This is a genomic window from Wenyingzhuangia gracilariae, from assembly GCF_056387575.1.
The window spans coordinates 2,312,537-2,336,334 of sequence record NZ_CM150748.1 but is presented as its reverse complement, the minus strand read 5'-3'; the positions used below and the strand labels follow the sequence as shown (position 1 = coordinate 2,336,334).

Below are 23,798 nucleotides of genomic sequence, written 5' to 3'. Positions count from 1 at the left end.
AGAGGTTTTCTTATTTATAAATGCTTAAAACTTTACCGTTCTACCTCTTTTAGTATTTATATACCTTTTATATGCATTTGTAAAAATGTTTACCAAAAACCACATATCACAAACCTTTGTTAATAATTAACATATTGTTTACCAAACACTTACAAATAATCAACAGACTAATGTTTTGGTAACATTAGCTCTACATTAAGTTCATTTTGTTTTATTCTTAATATAAAACAGCCACCTTCAAAAAAACTCTATGAGTCTATAGTTTTGTCTGACAAACAAAATTTAAAACTCAAAATGAAAAAACTTATTCTACTTACCTTATTGCTTACTAGTATAGCATATAACGGTTTTGGACAAAAAACAATCAATGGGTTGGTAAAAGATACCTTTGGTCAACCTATACCCGTAACTTCTATAAAATTATTAAACGCAAACAATAAAGGAACGTTTACCAACTTTAATGGAGAGTTTGAATTAAAGACTCCTGCAGTAACAGGAGAAATTGAAGTATCTTCTTTAGGGTACTTAACAAAAATTATTGCTTTTAATAAATCTACTAAAAACTTAAATATTACTTTAAAAAGTTCTACGGTTGGTCTAGACGAAGTCGTTGTTTTTGCATCTAGAGCTATAGACAGAAAAACACCTGTTGCCTATTCCACTGTAAAGCAAGAAGAGATTGAACAAAAATTAGGAAACCAAGAATTTGTAGAAATCTTAAAATCAACTCCTGGAGTGTACACAACTCGTGCAGGTGGTGGTTTTGGAGATGGTGAAATTACCATGCGTGGTTTTAACTCTGAAAACGTAGCTGTTGTAATTAATGGTGTACCTGTAAACGCTGCAAAAGACGGTAGAGTATTTTGGTCTAACTGGGCTGGAATTGGTAATGTTACAGCATCTACACAAACCCAAAGAGGTTTAGGAGCTTCTAAACTAGCTGTACCATCTATTGGAGGAACCATTAACATTATTACACAATCTACAGATGCTAAAGAAGGAGGTAGATTTGAATACGGTATTGGTAATGATGGATATCAAAAATATGGATTAAAACTATCTACAGGAATAATGGAAAACGGTTTTGCTGTAACTGCCTATGCAGACAGAATTACAGGAAACGGATATGTTGATGGAACTTCTTTTGAAGCCATGTCTTACTTTGCTAGTATTTCTAAAAAATTAAACGAACAACACAAATTATCATTCTTTGTAACAGGAGCACCACAAAGCCACGGACAAAGATTTGATATGTTGTCTATTCAAGAATTTAGAGAAAGTGAAAGAGGTAGAAAAACCAATAAAAACTGGGGATACAAAAACGGACAAGAATTTAGCTTAAGTTCTAACTTTTTTCACAAACCAATTGCATCTCTTAATCACTATTGGAAAATTGATGATATCAGTAAATTATCCACTTCTGTATATTACAGCAAAGGTAATGGAGGTGTAAGCTTTGAAGAAGGTCCAAACAGTGGAGATTTAGACTCAGCAGAATACCGTTTAGGAGATAAATATGCTCCTATTGACTTAGACAAAGTAGTTCAAGAAAACAAAGTTAGCGGAGAGTCAGAAATTTTCATCCAAACACGCACCAACGACCACACTTGGGCAGGAGGTTTAACAAGCTATAATTTAGAAATAAACGAAGAATATGACTTTACAGCTGGTGTAGATTACAGATATACAAAAGTAAGCAGCGGTAAAGAAATGAAAGATTTATTAGGAGGTGATTACATTTTAGACATAGACGGAAATGTAAACAACCCTAATAATGAAGTAACCGTAGGAGAAAAGTTTGACTTTTTTAGTACTGCATACAACACAACCTATGGTAGTTTTGCACAAATAGAATATGATTATGAAGATATTACTGCTTTTGTAGCTGGTAACCTATCTAATACAGTATATGCAAGAGAAGATCATTTTGCAAAATTAGACAGTGATCCAAACCAAAAAACAGACAATGTAAACTTTATTGGTTTTGGTGCCAAAGCAGGAATTAACTACAGGTTTGACAGTTACCAAAACGTATTTTTTAATGGAGGATATTTTGAAAGAGCTCCATTTTTTAATACAGTATGGCCTACCAATAACAACGACCAAACAAATGCCAGTGCAGAAAATCAAAAAATATTTAGTTTAGAATTAGGTTATGGTTTAAGAACAGACAAATTTGCTGCCAATGTAAACATCTATAGAACTGCTTGGAACGATAGAACCGATACAAGAACAACAACCGACCCAACCACTAACGAAATATTCTTTGCCAATATTTTAGGTGTAAATGCTTTACACCAAGGAATTGAATTTGATTTTGAATACAGACCTATAGAAACTTTTACTTTAAAAGGAGCTTTGTCTTTGGGTGATTGGACTTGGCAAAACAATGTAACCGCTATTATTACAGACAACAACAATCAAGTTATTAGAGATGTTAACATTGTAATTAAAGGCTTACCTGTAGGTAGATCTGCTCAAACCTCAGCAGCATTAAACGCATCTTACAAAATTACAAAAGCAACTAGCATTTTTGCAGACTTTAATTACTACGATAGATTTTATGCAGACTTTGAGCCAAATAACAGAAACTCAGCAGGAAAAGATCCTTGGAAAGTACCCGCATACAGCTTGGTCGATGTTTCTTTACAACACAAATTTAAAATTGGTGTTTTAGATGCCAAACTAATGGCTAGAATGTACAACGCATTCAATACAAAATACATTACTCGTGCCAATGACATTGATGGTACTGCAGCCAATGCAAGAGTATATTATGGTGTTGGTAGAACTTTTAGTGTAAGCTCTGTTATCAACTTTTAATCCAAATCAGTTCTCAAATTAAAATCCAAAGAAATGAAAAATTTAAAACATATATCACTAACACTTTTAACAAGTGCCTTATTATTCTCTTGTTCCGACTCTTTAGAAGATGTGTACGATGAATTAGGACCTGTAGAAACCAAAATCAAATCAGACATTAAATACACCTTAACAGAAGACGATTTTAAAACTTTAGATTTAAGTTCTAAAAAATTTGCTTCTTTTGAGCAAGCAGAAAAACTAATTCCAACTGTTTTAAACAAAGTATTGCCCAACTCTCCTGGAGCAAAAGCTGCTTTAATGGTAGATATTTACAATGACAACAACACCATTATTAGTAACCTATTTAATGCCGAAGAAGTAACTTTAACAACAGAAGATTACCCTACGGCAAACAGTGGAGCTTTTCATCCAAGTGAAAACGCAAAAGAATTGTTACCTAACATTATTGCCAATAAAACAACCAACCCTACAAGCGGAGATTTTTACAAAGTAACTTATAAAAACTTTACAGAAGAACCAACAAAAGCATCTGCAGGAGAAGTTGTTTCTTATGATTTTACCAACGAAACTTTTAATGGTTGGACTGCTTTAAACGTTACTGGAGATGAAGCTTGGGAAGATGCAACTGGATTTGGAAATATTCAAATGAGTGGATTTTCGGGTTCTGCAAAAGAAAACGAAGATTGGTTAATATCTCCTGCAATTGATTTAACTGGAGAAACAGCGTTAAAATTTCAAATGGAAGAAAACTTAAGATATGGTACAGACTTGTCTTTACTAAAAGTTTTAGTTTCTGAAAATTACACAGGAGACGTAAATACTGCTACTTGGAACGAATTAACCATTACCAACAGAAGCTATAACACTGACCACGCATTAGCTCCTTCTGATATTATTGATTTTTCTGCTTATGACAATAAAAACATTCACATTGCATTTAAATACAACTCTACCACAGAAGATTCAACCAGATGGTTGATCGGAAAAGTGTCTATTACCAAAGGAGAAGGTGATGAATATGTTGGAAATACAGAAACCATTACCACCTTTTATACATATAATGGAACAGACTATAAGATGCCAGAAAATGCCTATGAGTTAACTACAGAAGATTATGATGCAATGGGAACAGAAGCAAATACTCCAGGGGAACGTAATAACTTTAGTAGCTCTGTTTTACCAAAAAATTACTTGCCAACTTTCTTAGCTAATAAGTACAACTATGCAATAGAAGGAACTCAAAAATTAGTTTTCTACAAATACTTTAGCGGAGGAGTACAAACAAGATTTGATTTATACAGCTTTGAAAACGGAGTTTGGATCATACCAGAAACAAGTACAGAAACAGAAATTAGATTTGCTCATAAAAAAGGATCTTGGGTTTCAGACAACCCTATTGTTTATGAATTAACTAGTGATGATTTTATATGGATTTCTGAATCTTCTTTAAAAGACGATGTTAGTTTTGCTTCACAAGTAAGTAGTGCTAATCAATACAAAAATTTTGACAGGAGACCAGGTGGAGATGCTTATTGGTCTAACGAACAAGTATTGGCCGCGTTAAACCTATTCTTAAAAAACAAGTTCCCAGACACTGAGTCTGGAACCATTTACTCAGTTTCTGCTTTAACCTATGTAGGTAGCAGTGCTGTAGAAGAGTTTAGATTAATTCTAGACGAAAGTGGAGATTACAAATACGTAACAGAATAATCTTCTTTTAAAAAAACAAAACCTCTTTCATTCTTTATGAAAGAGGTTTTTTAATCTAAAACAAAAATGAAAACCAACTTTTTTTTATACCTAAGCGCAATAGTATTAGCGGCTTGCTCTAGCGGAGACAATACTTTTGTGATAGAAGGTACAGATAGTCCAACAGAAGAACCTATAGAAATTATTGCTCCTGTAGCCAATAACGACACCTTTTTTGCAGACAAGAATACTGCTTATACCTTTTCTGATATTTTAAACAACGATGAAAATGTAGAAGACGTTACTGTAACTCTGGAAACTACAAGCAGTAACAACGCAACAATTACTAAAAACACCAACGGAACGTATACCTATACCCCTACAACAGATTTTACAGGAACAGACACCTTTGAGTACGAAGTTTGTACCAATGCTACACCACAAGAATGTAGTACTGCTACTGTTACCATTACTGTATTAGATAACACGAGTACCAATATTTTTAACATTCCAAACGAATTAAAAAATTATTACAGCTCAGTGTCATTTACCACATCTCCCGAAAAACTAAAAACAGAATTACAAAACGTAACCACCAACAAACACACGAATATTATTTATTACTCTGCTAGACATACTCCTTTGTTAAAAGCAGATCAAGACAAAGATGAAATATTCAATGTTATTCTAATGTACACAGGAGAGAGCAGAAATAAATCTTTTAGACAAACCTCTGGTAGCCCTAGTGGTAAATTTAATACAGAACATATCTATCCGCAATCTTTATACGCTGGCGGAGAAGGAGGTGCTGCTAAAGATGAAATTGTAAAAGGAGATTTACACCACTTAAGATATTGCGACTCTGGAACAAATTCTTCTAGAAGTAACCGAAAATTTGTAGATGCTAGTGGAGAAGCTAGAATTGTAAACAGCCAATGGTACCCAGGTGATGAGTGGAAAGGAGATGTAGCCAGAATGATTTTATACATCCATTTACGATACGATGAAAGCATTACCAAAGTTGGTGATTTAGATACTTTTTTAGAATGGAATGAAGAAGATCCTATCTCTGATTTTGAAATTCAAAGAAATGACATAATTGCAGATACTCAAGGGAATAGAAATCCTTTTATAGACAACCCTTACTTAGTCACGCTAATCTGGGGAGGAACTCCTGCAGAAAACAAATGGGAATAATCAACTAAAACTATATACAAACAACTCTAAAACGACAATCATGAAAAAAATTACTTTAATTATTGCTTTACTTGTAAGCGGATTTACGTTTGCACAAACACCAGTTATAACAATGGTTATAGATGGACCCTGTTCTGGTGGAACTCCAAAGGGGATTGAAATTTATGCTAATGGAACAGTTGACTTTTCTTTGTATTCTATACAAACTCAAAGTAACTCAAATACTTCTTGGGGAGCTACATCAAGTTTAGAAAATTTAGGTACAATAACTGATACATTTGTATACTTTACAAATGCTAATCATCTAGAAGATTTTAACAATGAGTTTTCAAATCCAGCTAATATAATTACTGGTTCTGCTAACAATAATGGTGATGATCGTTATAGAATCATAAAAAACTCAGATAATACCGTAATAGATATTTATGGTGTCGAGGGAGAAGATGGAAGTGGAAAAGTTTGGGAATTTTTAGATTCTTATGCTCAAAGAAAATCTAACACTAATCCAAGCGCTACTTTTAACCCTTCAGACTGGACTTTTGCAGGTGCAAATGCATTAGATAACAAAGGGTTATGTAAAGGAGACGTAGCTCTTAGTACAATAATTTCACTAGGTTCTTATACACCTCCTGTATTATCAATTAAAACAAACGTAATTCCTGGTTTAATTGTTACAGCTAACAATGGTACTGTAAATACTAATAAAGGAAACATTGTAGCTATTTACAACATAGTAGGTGTACAAGTAGCTAACCAAAACTTAGCTAAAGGTGTGTACATTGTTACCGTAAAAGAAAACAACAAAATAGCGGTTAAAAAAGTAGTTGTAAACTAATATATACTACTCTATAACAACAAACCCATTGAAACATTTTATAAAAAGCCCGAGAAATAAAATTTCTCGGGCTTTTACTATTATTAGTTAATTAGTATTTGTAAGTTAAAAATGCATAGAACACCCTTAAAACAAACCCCCAACACTGCAGTGTTGAGGGTTGTTGTTAGCTTAATAGCCTATACAATCACACAAATAAACTTATTTAGAAACTAACAGTACCTTATGTTTTAAAATTCACCAACCACTATTTTTGTTCTTCCCATTGCATTTTTAGTAATTACCTCTACAATAAGTATCAATCCCTGATGAAAACGACTTATAGGAATATGGTAAGTATTTTTAAACAAATTATTATATTGATGCAATTGCTTCCCTAAAACATTGTAAATATTTACCTGATGTATTATTTCATTCTTGTTTAAATTTTGAATACTAAGATTATTGTTCTTTACAAAAACATTAAAATCAACTGCCTTTATATAAGCTTTAGTGCTTAATTCTTGTGATAACTGATGTGTTCCCAAATTAGAAAAATCATCTTTGTTAAAGGTATCCCAATCTGCAGTTTTCTGAAATGTAGTCGTCGGTTTTGTTATGGTATTTTTTCTTCTTAACGTGATGTTTTCTCCAAAGGTGCTACTGCTACCATAGGTTCCAACAACATCTATTAATGTATTTTGATAAAACAAACCTACAGGATCATTTCCATTAAAGTTTAATGGTGATGGATTGTTCGGATAATCATCTTCTACCAATACATCTGCTTTGCTAGTTAAGCTTGTGTTGTTAGATGCTGAATTGACCAACACATATACTTCTCCTTTGGGCAAAGTTCCAGACAAGGTATAGGCAGATACCCAATTTCCTGATCCGTTACTTTGCTTTTTAATAGAATAGTTAGACAAATCTACCGATGAGGAAGTAAAATTGGCTATTTCTAAAGCTTTGTTAAAACTACTACCTTCTACATATTCCGATATGAATAAAGCATCAGAAACCTCGGGACTTGTAGCTGTATTGGTGGTTTCAGAAATGGTTTCACTTTTTAAAGATTCATTTCCTGCAGCATCTTTAGCAACTACATAAAATGAATAAGTGGTTGCAGAATTTAATCCTGTAAGCACAACATTATTGGATGTTGTGGTTGTTTTTAAAACTCCATTTACATACACATGGTAGTTAAGAACCTTAACATTGTCTGTTGATTTGGACCATGAAAACTCTAAACTATGGCTTTGTTTATTGACCAACATTACATTGGTAGGTTTTGTAGGAGCTTCTGTATCTTCATCAGTGCTTCCGCTACCCTCTGTATAAATACCCCATAGATCTTCTGCTGCCTGACCTCCCCATATACGTGTTGCTAAATACGGATTGTCTATAAAAGGGTTTCTATTTCTTTGTGCATATCCTCCACTGCTATCATGATAGATATTTCTGGCTTTTTCAAAATCAGATACAGGATCTTGTCTATTCCAGTCTAAAAACAAATCAATCATTTCATCAGGAGTTCCAGACTTACTTCCAACCCCAATGGAAGAAGGCAAACATCTGTTTCCGTAACGAACATACATATACATAATAATTCTAGCTACATCTCCTTTCCACTCATCACCCGGATACCAATTGCTACCAACAACCCCGGAATTTCCGCTACTATCTGCAAATCTACGACTACCTCTAGAACTATTGTACCTAACATCTGCAGGTCTTAAATTAAAAGCATCTGCCCCTGCTCCAGAAGTTCCCAAATTTGGGTTTCCTATAGATTTTGCATACACATGCTCTCTATTCCAATCTGTAGAACCTCCTCCATTCCTGTTTTTATCCCTTTCTCTATCGTTTTGTGCATTGCTATCCAATCCGTTTTCATACCCATAAATCAACAATACCTCCGAACTATTTTCTGGATTTACATCTGTAATTTTACAAGCTTCCCAAATTTCTGAATAACTTAATTGATGATGTGTTGCTGCTAATTTACTTGCCAATTCTTGTTTTAAATTTAACCCTGTAGCGTTTACATTTACACCGTTGTAATAACTTTGTTGTGACCAGAGTATAAATGGAACAACGAGTAATAACCTTAGAATTATTTTGTTCATTGTACTAGCTTTAAATGTTTTCTAAAAACTTAGTTAACCAAGTAGATTCTTTTTTAAATACTTCATTTAAAACAAAAGCCAAACGAACTCCTCCTTTTTGTAATTGTTGTTTTACAATTGGAAAATTATGATACATATATTTATAACTTTCGTTTTTACCTTCTTCGGTAGACTCATATACTTTTAAGGCAATAGCTCTAGATTCGTGTGCCCAATCTGTTAAAGTTCCTTTGCATATTTTACGATTTTCTTTTTCTGAAAGTATGTCTAAGTTAGATGCCAATTCAGAATAACTCATTTTGTAAGACTCAATCATATCGGTATCCCACAGCCTATGTAAATTTGTATTGTTTCCAAACCAACGCAATTTTATTGCATTTCCTCCTTTATCGCGTTTGTTACCTGTGTGCAAAGGCATGTGTAAATCTCCTACAAAATGAACCAACATTTTTAAATAAAAGGCTTTGTCTTGAATGGTAGCGTTTGAATCTTTAATTTTTAAAATACAGGTTTTAATACCTTGTAAAATATCTCCTTTAGGGTTTATAGGTTCTTCTTTGTATTTTTTATCTCCGCTAAAACTTACGTAATGCCAAGGAGCAAAAGAGTTGTATTCTGGGTTGCTTCTAATTTCATCGGCATAAATAGATACCATAGCCAAAGATTCTCCTTTTAACAATTTGTTAATTTCTTTGCTTGTGTTTTTAGAAATGTGTTGAGCTGCAATTTCTCCTACCGTTCTATGTCCTGTTTTTCCCCAATCGTTGTTCGCAAAAACACTTATAGAAGTGACTAAGATTAAAATGTATTTGATCATTTTTTTAAGTTTAAAGTGTGAACAACAATAGTACTAAAACGCACGTATTTTAAACTATTATAGGTGTTAACTAAAAACTATTTTGTTGATAATTTAATACAAGCTAATTGTTATGTAAGTATTAAGTACTTGAGTAGTGTCATTAAAAAACCCTCAGATTACAAACGAATACTGAGGGTTTTAAGTAATGTTGAAAAGCTGTTATTTTCCAAACAATCCGTTTAGAATTTTTTTACCTGCTTCTTTTACCTTGTCTTTAGAAGATGATTCTGTTTGAGTGCTATCGGTATTTTTTTGACTACTTCCTCCTAACAAATCTTTTAATTTGTTTTTGGCTTCAGAAGTTACTTTTTCTTTTACCTTTTCTTTTTGATTGTCTATTGCTTTTTGAGCCAAACTAGCCACTGCATCTTTCATTCCTGGAATTACAGATGGATTGGTTACTGTACCTCCTACTTTAACATCTAAAGGAACGGTTATATTTTCCTGATCGGAACCACTTAATTTACTAACAATGCTCTCTGCTTCTTTCCCCAAATATTTTGCAGGCAAATTAAACTTTAATCCGTAGTCTATTTTGTTATCAAATCCGTGAGAACCTTGAACTGTAACTGGAACTCCTTTAAATTTTAACGTAAACGGTGCTACGTTAACTTTACTGTTTTCAAAAGTAACTTTTGTTTTTAAATCTTTTAAATCGGTTTTATCAAAGTCTATAAAGTTGATTTTATTTTCTGCTAAACTTAAAAATTTGTTTTTGCTTGCATCTATTTTGTCTACTTGTAAATTGGCAAAAGCAGCTCCGGTTAGCTTAGATAAATTTGGCATAAAATCAGTTCCTAAATCACCTTTAATGTCTAAATCCGTATCAAAACGTCCGCTAAAAGCTCCTATAATTGGGGCTATTTTTTGCAACATTCCCATTCCATTAAAAGCACTAGCAATGTCTACTTGTTTTAAATCCATTTTAAAATCATAAGCAGTTGTATTGGGTTTGGTGTCTACAGATCCGTTAATGGCAACAGCTCCTTGAAACATATTTGCATTGGCTTTGTTAAATGTAATTTTCTGGTTTTTTACAACTGTATTTCCTATAAAATTGGTCAACTCTATATTATCGTATACTATTTTTTGAGCATTTACATTTGCAACCAATTCTATGTTTTCTGGAATTTTAAATTGCTCTCCTTTTATAGTATCAGTAGTTGCTACAACTGCAGTGGTGTCTGCTTCGTAAAAATCTGCTACTTTAAATAATTTTGATGTCGCCGATAAATTTCCTTTTAACGTTCCGTTAGAAAATGCATATCCATAAATGTTGTCTAAACTCCCTTTCAGCTGAATGTCAGAAGCTCCTGTAGTGATATCGGTTTCTTGCAAGGTTACATTTTTGGTTGTAAAGACCAAACCTGCTTTTTTTACCAAAATAGGCTTAGGTGTAAAATCTGAACCTACAGTAACTCCTTGTAAAGAAATATTCCCTTTGCTATCAATTTTATGGTATTGTTCTTTTTCTATAGCATCCATATCAAAAGCAGTAGAAATATTAGCCTTTACAATTCCTTTTAAATCGTAATCTAAAGGAGGAATTGGGTACGCATTTTTTAAATTTCCTAAATCTACTTTTCCGTTTACCATTGCTTTTACCGTTGGGTTTGATATAGGTTTTGTAACCAAAGCATTGGCAGCAAACACATCTTTCGCAATTTTAAAACCAAAGTTTTTTACTTCTACAACCACATCATCCATTATACCTGTTGTGTTGGTTATGTGTGCATCTACATCAATATTTTCTATTTTATTAGGTAAATCTGGATATTTTAAACTTGCGTTGTTTGTTTTTAAAACTATGTCTAATGTTGGTATGGTTGTTTCTGAATATTGTCCTTTTACCTTTCCATGTAAATCTAACGCACCAGTAGTTTCTACTTTAGGAAAATCTGCTGTATATGCATTTGGAATTAAAGACAACAAACTTTTAAACTCTGATTTGTTTGACTTAAAGGTAAAATCTAAATCGTAAGCTTCTTTTAACATGGTAAAGGCACCATTAAAAGCCAAGTTTAAATCGTTTATTTGTGCCACGTTGTTTTTAAAGGTCAACTTTAAATCATTGGCATAATCAACTCCTACTACAGCATCATAATTTAATTTTAAATCTTTTAAATAAGCTACCTCATCCATCATAAAAGAAATGGCATCGGCAGTAGTATGCGTATCTAAATCTACTTTATTTTGCGATAAATCTCCACTACCGTTGTGATTAAAATTTACCACTTTGGCACTCATGTTACTAACCTGGTCTACATAAGTTACATTTATGTTTTCTAAACTGTATTTTTGAATGGCTAATGAAAACGGAGCAGATTCTTTTGTAGGTGTTTCTTCTTTTGTTTCTGATGGCAAAGCAATATCATAATTAGCAACACTGTCTTTGTTTACTTTTACATTTACAAAAACATTGGCTAGTTTAACGCTGTTAATTTTTGGAGTGTCTCCTAACAAACTGCTTAAACTAACATCTATATAAGTATGTCCTATAGCGGCTAAAGTATCGCCCAAAAAAGGAGCTTTGTTTATTACTGATAAGTTTTCCAAATCTACAGATACATCAGGAAAACTCCTTAGCAACGAAATAGATAAATCTTGAAAATCTACCGTAGCATTTACCGTATTGTTAATTTGTTCTTTGGCTATTTGAGTAATTTTTCCTTTAAAAGCAAAGGGTATTATTAACAATAATAGAAAAACCACTGCAAGAAAAATGGCGAATCCTTTTACTATTTTTTTTAGCATAATTTTATTTTTTTAACAATTTAAAGATACTACAGTCGCAGATGCAGAGCAAATATTACTTGTTGAGTATTGTCAATTTTATTATTATTTAATATCAAAAAAAATCCCTGTTGAAATTTACAACAGGGATTTTTTATACTTTATTATAAGATTATACCAATTCTACAAACAAACCTTCATCGGTTTTGTTTACAGTGGCTAAATCTTTACCTGTAAGTCCTTTAATGGTTTTATCCCATTTTTTGTTAGACAAACCTGATTGTGCTTTTAAATCATTCAAGGCTATTTTTTCTGCTTTTTCTAACAAAGCAAACAATGCTTTTTCATCATCATTTAACTCTACAGAAGGTGCTTTTTTCTCTGGTCTCATTTGAGGGAAAAACAATACTTCTTGAATAGATTGGTTGTTGGTTAAATACATAATTAAACGATCCATTCCAATCCCCAAACCAGATGTAGGAGGCATTCCGTATTCTAAGGCACGTAAGAAATCTTCATCTATAAAGTTAGAAGCTTCATCATCTCCTCTTTCTGCTAATTTTAACTGAGCTTCAAAACGTTCTCTTTGGTCAATAGGGTCGTTTAACTCTGAATAAGCATTGGCTACTTCTTTACCACAAATCATCAACTCAAAACGTTCTGTTAATTCCGGATTGTCTCTGTGTTCCTTACACAATGGAGACATTTCTTTAGGGTAATCCGTAATAAATGTTGGCTGAATGTAGTTTCCTTCACATTTTTCTCCAAACATTTCATCAATTAACTTTCCTTTCCCCATGGTATTGTCTACCTCAATACCCATTTCTATAGCAGAAGCTCTTAATTCATCTTCTGTTTTACCTGTAATATCAAAACCTGTAAAATGCTTAATAGAATCTGCCATGGTTACTCTAGCAAACGGAGCTTTAAAGCTTACTTGGTGTTCTCCAAAAACAATATCGGTAGTACCATTAACCGCCAAAGCACAGTGCTCTAACAAGTTTTCGGTAAACTCCATCATCCAGTTATAATCTTTATAAGCTACGTAAATTTCCATAGCTGTAAATTCTGGGTTGTGGGTTCTATCCATTCCCTCGTTACGGAAGTTTTTAGAAAATTCGTACACTCCATCAAAACCACCTACAATTAAACGTTTTAGATACAATTCGTTTGCAATTCTCATGTACAAAGGAATGTCTAAAGAATTGTGATGTGTGATAAACGGTCTTGCCGATGCTCCACCCGCAATAGGTTGTAACACTGGAGTTTCTACTTCAAAATATCCTTTATCGTTAAAGAAAGAACGCATTGCGTTAAACAATTTTGTACGCTTAACAAATACTTCTTTTACATGTGGGTTTACTACCAAGTCTGCATAACGCTGACGGTAACGCAATTCTGGATCGTTAAACTCATCATAGGTTTTTCCTTCGGCATCTGTTTTTGGCAAGGGTAAAGGTTTTAACGCTTTACTTAGTAATTTAAAATTACGAACCATTACAGAAATTTCTCCAACTTGAGTTTTAAACAATTCTCCTTCTACTCCTATAAAATCTCCTAAGTCTAATAACTTCTTAAAAACATCGTTGTATAAGGTTTTGTCTTCTCCTGGACAAATTTCATCACGATTGAAATAAATTTGTATTCTACCTTCTGCATCTTGCAATTCGGCAAACGAAGCTTTTCCTTGAATTTTCTTTCGCATTAAACGTCCAGCGATCACTACCTTTTTATCTTCCTGGTAGTTTTCCTTAATCTGTTTTGAGTAATTGTCTACTGGAAATAAATCTGCAGGATATGGGTTAATTCCTAAAGCTCTTAATTTGTCAAGCTTTTCTCTTCTTACAATTTCTTGTTCTGATAATTGCATGCTGGTACTTTTTAAATGTATAATGCGTTAATTCTGAGTTGGCAAAGATAATAAGAACTTAAGAATTGATGACCTAGAAATAAAAAGTTATTTTCTTGTTTAATTTTAATGGATTTAAAAAGATTATAGGATAAAAAAAACGCTTAACTAAAATTTAGTTAAGCGTTTTTTGATGATGTTTAGAAACGTTTATACCAAATCAAATCCGATGTCTTTTCTATAATTCATTTTATCAAATGAAATTTTATCAATGGTTTTATATGATTTTTCTAGTGCAGATGGAATATCATCTCCAAAAGAAGTAACGGCTAATACACGACCTCCGTTGGTTACAATGTTCTGATCTTTTAAAACCGTTCCAGCATGGTAAATAATAGAGTCTTGTTCGTTTTCTGTTCCTGTAATTACATCTCCTTTTGCATACGCTTCTGGATATCCGCCAGCTACAACCACTACAGTTGTTGCAGTTCTAGGATCTACCTCATAAGATTTAGATGCAATAGTTTGTGTAGCAACACCTTCAAATAAATCTAACAAATCAGAAGTAATACGTGGCAATACCGCTTCTGTTTCAGGATCTCCCATACGTACATTGTATTCAATTACAAATGGTTCTCCGTTAATGTTCATTAATCCAATAAAAATGAATCCACGGTAATCTATACCATCTTTTTGCAAACCTTCTACAGTTGGTTTTACAACTCTTTTTTCTACTTTTGACAAGAAAGCTTCATCAGCAAAAGGCACTGGAGAAATGGCTCCCATACCCCCTGTATTCAATCCTGTATCTCCTTCTCCAATTCTTTTGTAATCTTTGGCAGAAGGTAATATTTTATAATCTTTTCCATCTGTTAATACAAAAACAGACAATTCAATACCATCTAAATATTCTTCAATTACTACTTTAGAAGAAGCTGCTCCAAATTTTTCATTGGTTAACATATCTGCTAATTCATCTTTAGCTTCTTGTAAGTTGTCTATAATTAGAACTCCTTTTCCTGCTGCCAATCCATCTGCTTTTAGTACAAACGGTGGCTTTAAGGTTTCTAAAAACGCTTGTCCTTCTGCTACGGTTTCTTTGGTAAAAGATTCGTATTTAGCTGTAGGTACTCCGTGTTTAAACATAAACTTTTTAGAAAACTCTTTAGAGCCTTCTAACTCAGCTCCATCTTTTTTAGGTCCAATAACTGGAATATCTTTTAAATCATTATCTGCTAAAAAGAAATCGTGAACACCTGCTACCAAAGGAGCTTCTGGTCCAACCACCACCATGTTGATGTTGTTTTCTAAAACTGCTTTTTTTACAGCAATAAAATCTGTAGGATCTATAGCAATGTTATTTGCAATGCTAGCGGTACCAGCGTTTCCTGGTGCTATAAATAACTTTGATAATTTTTTACTTTCTGCTAATTTTTTTGCAAACGCGTGTTCTCTACCTCCAGAACCTAAAATAAGAATATTCATCTTTTATTTACCTTTTCCTTTAATTACTACCAATATGGTTAGTAATATTATTTTAATATCAGTCCACAAAGATAAGTTATCTAAATAAACTAAATCGTAACGAGCCCTAATTTTCATTTGAGCAAATGTATCTGCATATCCGAAACGTATTTGACCTAAGGATGTAATTCCAGGTCTTAAACATTGTAAATATGCATATGTGGGAATTTCTTTAATTATATTGTCTAAAAACTCTTGTCTTTCTGGCCTAGGCCCTACCACACTCATATCTCCTTTTAATACGTTTATAAATTGAGGAAATTCATCAATTCTATATTTGCGTAGTATTTTTCCTAGCTTGGTAATTCTGTGTGTTTCTTCATCGGAAAGTAAAGGATCGTTTACTGGAGGAAAACCTTTCATGGTTCTAAACTTATAAATATAAAATAGTCTTCCTTTTTTTCCTACCCTTTTTTGAAAAAAGAAAGGTCTTTCTCCGGTTGTTATCAAAATTAAAATAGCTATTAACGGAGCCAACCAACTTAAAACAGTGATTAGAATAAAGAAAGAAAACAGAATATCAAATATTCGTTTTAACATGAATTTTTTAACTATTAAATATTTGTTCAATAATCGCTTCGGTAATTGCATATGTAGGAACTACTCCTTTCATACCTAAGCCTCCTGATGCTAATGTGCTTCCTGAATGTAATGGATTGTCTGAAGCATAATACGCATACCTTACTTTTACATTTTTAGAAATATGATTTCTTACTTTAGATGCTATTTGAATGGCTTTTTGATAATGTGCCCCTTCCATTTCTAAACCTACACATTTCCATGTAGTGCTTTTAAAGTAATTAAGAATAAACTTGTTTTGCAAAGATGTTCCTAATACGGTAATCATGTTTCCTGTAAAGGTTTTCAAATTTAATTTTTTGAATTGATTTTCATCTAATTCATTGATAAAAAAATAATTGTCTGCTGTTCCTTCGGATATATGTGCTGTTGGAATCATAATATCTCCTTTATCTCCAGATAAAATTCCTGCTTTTCCCATAATAGAAATAGATTGTACATCCAATTCTATTTTTTCTTCTTCTTGTGTAGTGTATGGCTTTAATAATTCGTCCATAGTTTCATATGCTTGTTCTCCAAAAGCATAATCCATTACTACAATTACAGGTGCTGTTTCTTTATCGTGTTGCGTAAGATAACTTGTGTCTATTATTTGAACATCTATGTTAGCACCAGAAGTATCATCTACTTCTGTTAATCCTTTTTTTATAGCATAATCTATAACTTGTTTTCTTTTTTTGGTTGCGGTTGTGTTGCTTAAGGTTTTATAGAGTGCAAAATTATCTTTACTCTGGTAATTTAATGCCTCTTTTGCATACAAAACATTTAAAACAGAATGCATGTTAGAACTAATGATATGAATAGGTCTACGTAACATTCCTTTGTTGTACAGTACATTTTTTATGTTTTTTGCCCAAATGGTTCCGTAAACATGTTTTCCTACCTGATCTATTAAAGCATCGCTAAAACGAATTAACCTGTATTGATTGTTTAATCGTTCTTGGGCAGCTAAATTTCCCAACCAATATATAATATGAAAAAATCTATCTGGATTATTTTCTGTAGCTAGGTGATGATACACCGCTTTTACCTCATCAAATGCACGTCCTAAAAGATTGGACAAATACACAAACAAAACCCCTCTGTCTTCTTGAGAAATTTCTTCACTAGAAAGCACTAAGGCTTCTAATTTTTCCCACTCATGAGAAATTTCAGATTTGTACCCTACAAACATTCTATTTAAAAGCTTATGCGACTCTAAATACATGAACGTTAAATGTGTTAGCACATCATAAATATCAGAACGACCACGAGTAATTTCTATATTCATTTGCTCTTTGTCTATTCTGTAACAATTTCGTCTTCTTTTAGGCGGAACTATTTTATGAAAGTGTGCTTGATCTAAACCTTCTGTAGCGGTTAGGTTTATAAAACGACAGGTTTCTATGCCCTTAGGCAACCTATCTAAAACATATAACAAACCTTGCAGTTCAAATTTTTTAGGATCTGCTATAGAACCGTAAATTTCGGGCTGCAATTCTAACAGGGCATTTCTAAGAGATTGACCCGACAACCCCATAGGCTTGTAATGTCCTCTATTAAACAAATGCAACATGGTTATGTACATTGTTTCAATAGCTCTTTTTGATTTTTGTGCGTGTAATTTTTCTTGTCTTTCCATATACAATATGGAAGGTAATAATTCTAATTAAGAATTTGACACCGGATGTAAAGATTTAAACTTTAAGAACAGTTTTTTTAACTTATGCTCTACATATTCGTAAGTAGGCATTTTGGGCTGCATGTAAATAAACATAACGTTATATGCCTTAGAAGATTCTTCAAAAAACTCATGCTGATGCAATCTGTAAGCTTCTCTTAACAGTCTTTTGATTTTATTTCTATGAACTGCTAGTTTAAAATTTCTTTTAGGTACAGAAAAAGCAACTTTGGTTATTTGTTCTTGATCTGGAGGAACAGGCAAAAAAATCATTTTTATAGGAAATTCTTTTACAGACTCTCCTTCTATAAACAATTGAGCAATTGCCTTTCTACTTTTTAACTTTTTGTTTTTACCTAACGTGAATTTCATACGCTGCAAAAATAAGCAAACATAGGCTACAAATCCTCTTTTAAAAAGAATATGCAACCGCTGCTACTAAATTTCTTCCGGGAGCGCTTATAGAAGAACCAAATTCTTTGTAATGAATATCAAAAATATTTTGAAGTTGTAATTGCAGTTTTAAATCGTTTGTGATTCTATAGTTGGAATTAAAACTAACAATATGCCAAGCAGGTGTTCCTTTTCCATTTGGAGTTTCGTCTAAATTATCTATTCCTTCTACCATGTTATAATCTGCTAATTTTTTAGCCTTAGACATTCTATAGCTTAAAACTACATCGTATTTTGATTGATACCATCCTAAAGAAACATTCCCAAATAAAGGAGGAATAGAAGAAAGCGGCTGTTGTGTGTCATAGGATTTTCCTTTGGTATAAGTAATGCTCATATGATATTTTAAATATTTTTTTAACTGAGCTTGCAAGCCAAAAGTTGCTCCATAAATATAGGCTTGTCCCTGATTGGTATTGGCCAAAATGTCTTCGTTTGTAAACTCGTCTCCGTCGTAGCTAATTTCATCACCAAACTCCGATGATGGAGATCTAGCAATATAATCATCTAACAAGGTGTAGTACGCATTCATGTTTAATTTTAAACCGTTACGGAACAAACACTTGTCATATCCTGCTTCTAAACTGTATAAGTGCTCTGGTTTTAACTGTGTATTAGGAACGGTTAATTTTCCAGATTTTGATCTTATTTTACCTACATCATCTACATTAGGAGCTCTAAAGCCTTTAGACAAAACCACACTAATTTTATCGCTTTTTTTAGGTCTGTATATATATCCTAAAGAACCTGTTAATGCTGTGTTGTTTAGTTGGATGCTATTGTTGGGAATTGCTATTGCTACATTGTTATTCCAATTTGCTTTTAACAATGTATTGGTTAATCTTATTCCTAAATTTAATGTGTTTTTTTTATCTAACAATTGTCTGTAAGAGGTATAAATAGCCGCACTGCTATACGTACTACCTCCATCAGGATAACGACTATCTGCATTGTAAGTAGACTGTACTCCTACAATTTCATTACCTGCTACCGCTAATGTTTCTCCTTTGGCTTTGGAATTAACGTTGTTATGTACCAATTCTATTCCATAAAACAATTTTCTATGTCCGTCTTTGGTTAATAACTTGTAAAAATCACTATTTAAAGAATATACGTCTACTTCCTCAAACCTTGATGTTCTGTCTAAAGAATTTATTTGTCTATTAATTCTAGACTCTAAAACATTTTGATATGCCAACGTAATGCTACCGTTTTGTAATAACGATTTGTAGTCTTTGAATTTGGTTTGAGCAGAAACCAACAAACGTTGCTGTGGTCCGTAATACCATTCTGCAAACTTTAAATCGTCGTTTTTTTCATCGTTTAATTTCCCAAAGTTTGGAATATTACTAGACTTGCTAAACTGACCATTTACCACTAAATCTATAGCACTAGAAATTGGAAATTTAAATTTTTGCAAAACATCTACCTGCTTATATCCTGTGTTTTTTTGAATGTTTGGATTGCTATTTGGAGAACTTGTAGCGTAATATTTATTATTTGTATTTTTTGAATATTTAAACACTTTCCCCCAATTTTCATAACCATGGGTTCTGTTTTTTCCCATTCTTAAATCATCAAAATTACTATACGAAATATTAGAATAAGAACTCCACTTTTTATGAGAACTGTAAGATGAAAAAGCGACTGTTTGTTCATTATTAACCGTACTGTGTCTGTAAAAAACATCGTTCTTATTGTACAAATTGGTACTGTAGTTTAGGTTTTTAGTGTAATAATGAATAACTCCACCTAAGGCATCGGAACCATAAGCTACAGAAGTAGGTCCAAAAACAATTTCTGCTCTTTCTATGGCAAAAGGACTTACGGTAATAGCGTTTTGTAAATGTCCATTTCTATAAATAGCATTGTTCATTCTTACCCCATCTACCACCAAAAGAACTCGGTTTGACTCCATTCCCCTAATTACAGGAGAACCTCCACCAAATTGAGATTTTTGAACCCTAACACCCGGAGTATTGGCCAATATATCTGCAGATGTTTGAGGCGATAAATTTTCTATTTCTTTCTTAGTAACAATCTCTATTTTTTCTGGTATTCTTTGTTTTTTTTCGGCAACTCTAGCAACAGACAACACAACGCTTTGCAATCCTTCGTATTTAGGCTTTAAAAGAACTTCTTTATCAATATCTTTTGCAACTACCTTTAACTCACAATAATCTTTGTGTTTAAAAGTTAAAACCGATGGGTTGTTTTTTAACAAAAGCTGCATTTCGCCTTTGGTATTAGAAGTTTTAAGTTTCTGATTCTTTTGATTGTACACCTCTACCCCTTCTACATATTCTTGGGTATAAGCGTTTACCACTCTAATTTTTTGCGAAAATGAGCTAATGGAAATTAAAAAAAAGACAACTAAAACTCTCATCATTATTCCAACACTTTTGATAAAATATCTAAAGATTTTGGTCTGCGAAACGAAACCATATGAAGTTGATAATATTTTAACAAAAGATCTAATACAACAGCCCTTTGTTTTTTATTGAACAACGTCTGGTTTAATGTATCAAATTTTATGCCTAATGCTTGATTAAACAAATAGAGTTGTTCTCCATAAATTACATTGGCTCCCTGATGATTTACATATTTTCCTTCGAGCAAGTCAAACATATAATTCTCATTTTTATGAGTTTCATCTGGATAAAACCCTAAAGACTTGGTTAATTCTATTAAAAATTTTAAGTGAAAATTTGCAACCTGATCATGATAATCTAACCAAACAATTGTGTTTTCTAAAAAATCAAAAAGTACTGAATTTTCTCCTTCTTCTTCTTTTAATACAATTGATAAAAACTCTGATAAAAAAAAGACAACAGACTGTTTTACCAAATCTATATGAAGTGTTTTAAACGGATATAAAACTTTTGCTTCTGTTATTCTGTTTAAGTTTCCTTTGTTGTTGTGAGATGCATTAATGTGCAGTATGGATAAAGGAAAGAACTGAGACTTATTTAATTTTCCTTTTTTTTTATTTAATATTCCCTGTAACAAATAAGATTTTATTCCTTCTTCATAAGTATAACACTTTACAATTAGGCTTGTATCTCCATATTTTACAGCATTTATTACAATGGCTTTTGTGGCTACTTGCATTAATTTACAATGGCTATTTTTGTGGTCGTGTGTTCAGCCCCATCAGCACTTGATAGCAAAACGATATATATACCCGAGGCTACTAAATTTCCTCTTAAATTCTTTTTGTCCCAAACTACTTTACCTCCAAAAGATTGATTTGCTTCTGATATGTTGGTTTCAAACACCAATCTTCCAGATACATCCATTATTTTTACGTTAGTTCCATCAGGTATACCATTACCATCTTTAGCAACAATGGTAATTGTTTCATGTCCTATTTGGTTTCTAATAGCTGGGTTAGGATATGCTATAACAGATGTAATTGTTGTTCCAAAAGGTTCTGATTTGTTACTATAAACAACAACTCCTTTATTTGTAACCATGTAGACCAAATTATTACTTTGATCAAATTCTAAGTCAATTACATTGTCGGACGGCAAAGGAGAGTTTGATGTATTGAATAGATTAATTGTGGTTTGTGCATCGGAAGATGTTTGTATTACACCTGCTCCGTCGGTAGCAAACCATTTGTTTCCTGCTTCATCTATTAAAATTTCATTTATTTTTGTCTCTCCTAAAAATTCTTTTGCAACATTATTTTCTTCTATAATAACCTTACTCACAGGTCTTTTATTGGTATTGTATAAATTTTCATAATCATCAAAAACAACCAATCCTAAATCTGTTCCTAACCATATTTTGTCGTTATCATCTACTGCTACAGATAATACTTCGTTAGAGGGTAATTCACCATTTCCAGGAGTATCATCTAAAACAATTACTTGTCTATCTTCTTCTTTATTTACCGGATTTGCATTAAACGCTAACAACCCGTTATTTCTAGTTCCAGCAAAAATATTGTTGTTTTTATCTACAAACATTTTATTTACTCCACTTGTTGTACCTCCGTTATATTTCATTTCTGGAAAATTAACATTGGTCACCCATCTATTTACACCAGACTTGCTTCCATCGTACATGGTAAACATTCTATTATCCAAAGCCCTAGCGTTTACAGTCCAAATCATATTATTATTATCTACAATTAAGTCTGCAATCCATGATAATGAATTGGTAGGATTCTCTGCGTGCTTAGGTATAATTTCTGCTGTATTTCCAGGATTCCATTTAGTAACATACTCAAAGTTGTTAAACTCTAAAACTCCTGAAAAATATGAACCAATTAATACTTTAGAAGCATCAAAAGGATCTATAATTGCCTTATTACAATCTCTATTAAATCCTATTTTTTCATAAGGTAAATACTCCCACTTGTTTCCATTATAAAAATCTATCCCTACTTTTTTATTCAGCCCGTTATATCCTGCTTTTGAATAACCTCCATACACAATCCATTTTTGATTTTGCCCAACAGTTAAGGCATATACTTCATTTGAAAAAGGACCTTCAGGATGAATTTCTAAATAATTTACTTTATCTGTTAAAGTTGTATGCAGCACTCCATGTTCTGATGAACTTACGTACAATATGTTATTTTTAACAATCCCTTTTTGAGTTGTAAAAGTGTGTGTATCTGCCTTAGACAAATCAATATTATTTAATAAAGAGTAATCAGAGCTATTGTATATATTTACAGTATTTGTTGTGGTAACTACAACATGATTATTATCTAAAGTTAAACTACTTACTGTGTTGGCTTGACTCAAAAGACTTACCTGTGGATTATTTACCTCATACACATTGCTACCTACACTAAACAGCACATTGTTATTTACTTGTAATAAATTCAAAACATCCCCAGGTGCTATTTGAGTCCAATTGTTAAAATTAGTTGGTTTTAAATTTAATTCTTCTGAAAGATCTATAGAATACAATCCTTTTTCGGTTGCTGCGTAAAGAATGTTATTGTTTACCACAACCTGATTTACTTTAGAGGGAATTCCATCGTTAGATAATCTATAAGAATCTCCTATCTCTAGCTTATTAATTTTTAACTCAACAATTCCAAAATCACCATAAACAAACAGCTTATTTTCACTTCTATACGCTCCGTTTACTGCCTTATTTACCAAAATTAAATTGTCTTTAACTCCCGTTATAGGTTCTATCTTTTGATTTTCTGAAATTATTTCTATCAATCCATTTTCGTAACCAATAATAATATTTTCAGTAATGTCATCATATGAAACACTACTAGTGTTGTTACCAGACAAACCATTTACTGAAGAAAATTTACGAGCTTCTTGTGTATTTATATCATACACAAACATTGCGTTTTCTGAAATGGCATACAAATTATTACCTACTATCGTAAAGTCTTTTACATTATTGTAAGAATATAAATCTTGCCATTGATTAGAATAATCTTTTTGCGCGAACAAAAAATGACTTAGTAGAAGTAAAAAACCAAAAATATATTTCATATTGCCATT

The 23,798-nt window shown here is 32.4% G+C and carries 15 protein-coding genes; 4 read left to right on the top strand and 11 right to left on the bottom strand.

Translation table 11 applies throughout. The features are described from left to right. Positions 1 to 294: 294 nt before the first annotated feature. The 4 genes from ACY2IJ_RS10135 to ACY2IJ_RS10120 all read left to right on the top strand — a co-directional run bounded on the left by ACY2IJ_RS10135 (position 295) and on the right by ACY2IJ_RS10120 (position 6,547). Positions 295 to 2,823: a TonB-dependent receptor gene (locus tag ACY2IJ_RS10135; protein WP_476724252.1), complete on the top strand. Its 2,529-nt coding sequence runs from the start codon at positions 295 to 297 to the stop codon at positions 2,821 to 2,823. 33 nt (positions 2,824 to 2,856) lie between these two features. Beyond that, on the top strand, positions 2,857 to 4,536 hold the full coding sequence (locus ACY2IJ_RS10130; RefSeq protein ID WP_476724251.1) for a choice-of-anchor J domain-containing protein: 1,680 nt from the start codon (positions 2,857 to 2,859) through the stop codon (positions 4,534 to 4,536). Positions 4,537 to 4,602: 66 nt separating this feature from the next. Next, a complete protein-coding gene (locus tag ACY2IJ_RS10125) occupies positions 4,603 to 5,712 on the top strand; it encodes an endonuclease (RefSeq protein WP_476724249.1) in 1,110 nt (369 codons plus the stop codon). A gap of 40 nt (positions 5,713 to 5,752) precedes the next feature. Further along, positions 5,753 to 6,547, top strand: coding sequence for a T9SS type A sorting domain-containing protein (locus tag ACY2IJ_RS10120; RefSeq protein ID WP_476724248.1), 795 nt, complete (start codon positions 5,753 to 5,755; stop codon positions 6,545 to 6,547). A gap of 230 nt (positions 6,548 to 6,777) precedes the next feature. Here the strand turns inward: ACY2IJ_RS10120 and ACY2IJ_RS10115 are convergent, their stop codons facing one another. From ACY2IJ_RS10115 to porZ, 11 genes are all read right to left on the bottom strand, one after another. Further along, on the bottom strand, positions 6,778 to 8,655 hold the full coding sequence (locus ACY2IJ_RS10115; protein WP_476724247.1) for an endonuclease: 1,878 nt from the start codon (positions 8,653 to 8,655) through the stop codon (positions 6,778 to 6,780). Between the two features lie 10 nt (positions 8,656 to 8,665). Next, positions 8,666 to 9,472 carry a S1/P1 nuclease gene (locus ACY2IJ_RS10110; RefSeq protein WP_476724246.1) on the bottom strand — a complete coding sequence of 269 codons (807 nt, stop codon included), beginning with the start codon at positions 9,470 to 9,472 and terminating at the stop codon, positions 8,666 to 8,668. Positions 9,473 to 9,673: 201 nt separating this feature from the next. Continuing rightward, the gene (locus ACY2IJ_RS10105; protein WP_476724245.1) at positions 9,674 to 12,268 is read right to left on the bottom strand and encodes an AsmA family protein; all 2,595 of its coding nucleotides are present in this window, start codon (positions 12,266 to 12,268) and stop codon (positions 9,674 to 9,676) included. 151 nt (positions 12,269 to 12,419) lie between these two features. Next, positions 12,420 to 14,117, bottom strand: a complete 1,698-nt coding sequence (lysS, locus tag ACY2IJ_RS10100) for a lysine--tRNA ligase (RefSeq protein ID WP_476724244.1) — start codon at positions 14,115 to 14,117, stop codon at positions 12,420 to 12,422. Positions 14,118 to 14,306: 189 nt separating this feature from the next. Continuing rightward, on the bottom strand, positions 14,307 to 15,581 hold the full coding sequence (purD, locus tag ACY2IJ_RS10095; protein WP_476724243.1) for a phosphoribosylamine--glycine ligase: 1,275 nt from the start codon (positions 15,579 to 15,581) through the stop codon (positions 14,307 to 14,309). Between the two features lie 3 nt (positions 15,582 to 15,584). Then, entirely contained in the window at positions 15,585 to 16,160 is a 576-nt protein-coding gene (locus ACY2IJ_RS10090; protein ID WP_476724242.1) for a sugar transferase, read from the bottom strand. A 7-nt stretch (positions 16,161 to 16,167) separates the two neighbouring features. Then, positions 16,168 to 17,820, bottom strand: a complete 1,653-nt coding sequence (locus ACY2IJ_RS10085; protein ID WP_476724241.1) for a DUF6909 family protein — start codon at positions 17,818 to 17,820, stop codon at positions 16,168 to 16,170. A 27-nt stretch (positions 17,821 to 17,847) separates the two neighbouring features. After that, positions 17,848 to 18,231 carry a ribonuclease P protein component gene (gene rnpA / locus ACY2IJ_RS10080; RefSeq protein WP_476724240.1) on the bottom strand — a complete coding sequence of 128 codons (384 nt, stop codon included), beginning with the start codon at positions 18,229 to 18,231 and terminating at the stop codon, positions 17,848 to 17,850. A gap of 40 nt (positions 18,232 to 18,271) precedes the next feature. Beyond that, entirely contained in the window at positions 18,272 to 20,701 is a 2,430-nt protein-coding gene (locus tag ACY2IJ_RS10075; RefSeq protein WP_476724239.1) for a TonB-dependent receptor plug domain-containing protein, read from the bottom strand. Beyond that, complete coding sequence (gene recO, locus ACY2IJ_RS10070; RefSeq protein WP_476724238.1) at positions 20,701 to 21,423, bottom strand: DNA repair protein RecO; 723 nt, start codon at positions 21,421 to 21,423, stop codon at positions 20,701 to 20,703. Before recO ends, ACY2IJ_RS10075 begins: the two co-directional genes overlap by 1 nt. Next, positions 21,423 to 23,789, bottom strand: a complete 2,367-nt coding sequence (gene porZ, locus ACY2IJ_RS10065; RefSeq protein WP_476724237.1) for a type IX secretion system anionic LPS delivery protein PorZ — start codon at positions 23,787 to 23,789, stop codon at positions 21,423 to 21,425. Before porZ ends, recO begins: the two co-directional genes overlap by 1 nt. Positions 23,790 to 23,798: the final 9 nt, after the last annotated feature.

Excerpts from the sequence above, each read along its gene's own strand:
- ACY2IJ_RS10090 (WP_476724242.1), bottom strand. The coding sequence starts at position 16,160 with ATGTTAAAACGAATATTTGATATTCTGTTTTCTTTCTTTATTCTAATC.
- ACY2IJ_RS10105 (WP_476724245.1), bottom strand. The coding sequence starts at position 12,268 with ATGCTAAAAAAAATAGTAAAAGGATTCGCCATTTTTCTTGCAGTGGTT.
- ACY2IJ_RS10135 (WP_476724252.1), top strand. The coding sequence starts at position 295 with ATGAAAAAACTTATTCTACTTACCTTATTGCTTACTAGTATAGCATAT.
- rnpA (WP_476724240.1), bottom strand. The coding sequence starts at position 18,231 with ATGAAATTCACGTTAGGTAAAAACAAAAAGTTAAAAAGTAGAAAGGCA.
- recO (WP_476724238.1), bottom strand. The coding sequence starts at position 21,423 with ATGCAAGTAGCCACAAAAGCCATTGTAATAAATGCTGTAAAATATGGA.
- ACY2IJ_RS10130 (WP_476724251.1), top strand. The coding sequence starts at position 2,857 with ATGAAAAATTTAAAACATATATCACTAACACTTTTAACAAGTGCCTTA.
- ACY2IJ_RS10075 (WP_476724239.1), bottom strand. The coding sequence starts at position 20,701 with ATGATGAGAGTTTTAGTTGTCTTTTTTTTAATTTCCATTAGCTCATTT.
- lysS (WP_476724244.1), bottom strand. The coding sequence starts at position 14,117 with ATGCAATTATCAGAACAAGAAATTGTAAGAAGAGAAAAGCTTGACAAA.
- ACY2IJ_RS10085 (WP_476724241.1), bottom strand. The coding sequence starts at position 17,820 with ATGGAAAGACAAGAAAAATTACACGCACAAAAATCAAAAAGAGCTATT.
- ACY2IJ_RS10115 (WP_476724247.1), bottom strand. The coding sequence starts at position 8,655 with ATGAACAAAATAATTCTAAGGTTATTACTCGTTGTTCCATTTATACTC.
- purD (WP_476724243.1), bottom strand. The coding sequence starts at position 15,581 with ATGAATATTCTTATTTTAGGTTCTGGAGGTAGAGAACACGCGTTTGCA.
- ACY2IJ_RS10125 (WP_476724249.1), top strand. The coding sequence starts at position 4,603 with ATGAAAACCAACTTTTTTTTATACCTAAGCGCAATAGTATTAGCGGCT.
- ACY2IJ_RS10120 (WP_476724248.1), top strand. The coding sequence starts at position 5,753 with ATGAAAAAAATTACTTTAATTATTGCTTTACTTGTAAGCGGATTTACG.
- porZ (WP_476724237.1), bottom strand. The coding sequence starts at position 23,789 with ATGAAATATATTTTTGGTTTTTTACTTCTACTAAGTCATTTTTTGTTC.
- ACY2IJ_RS10110 (WP_476724246.1), bottom strand. The coding sequence starts at position 9,472 with ATGATCAAATACATTTTAATCTTAGTCACTTCTATAAGTGTTTTTGCG.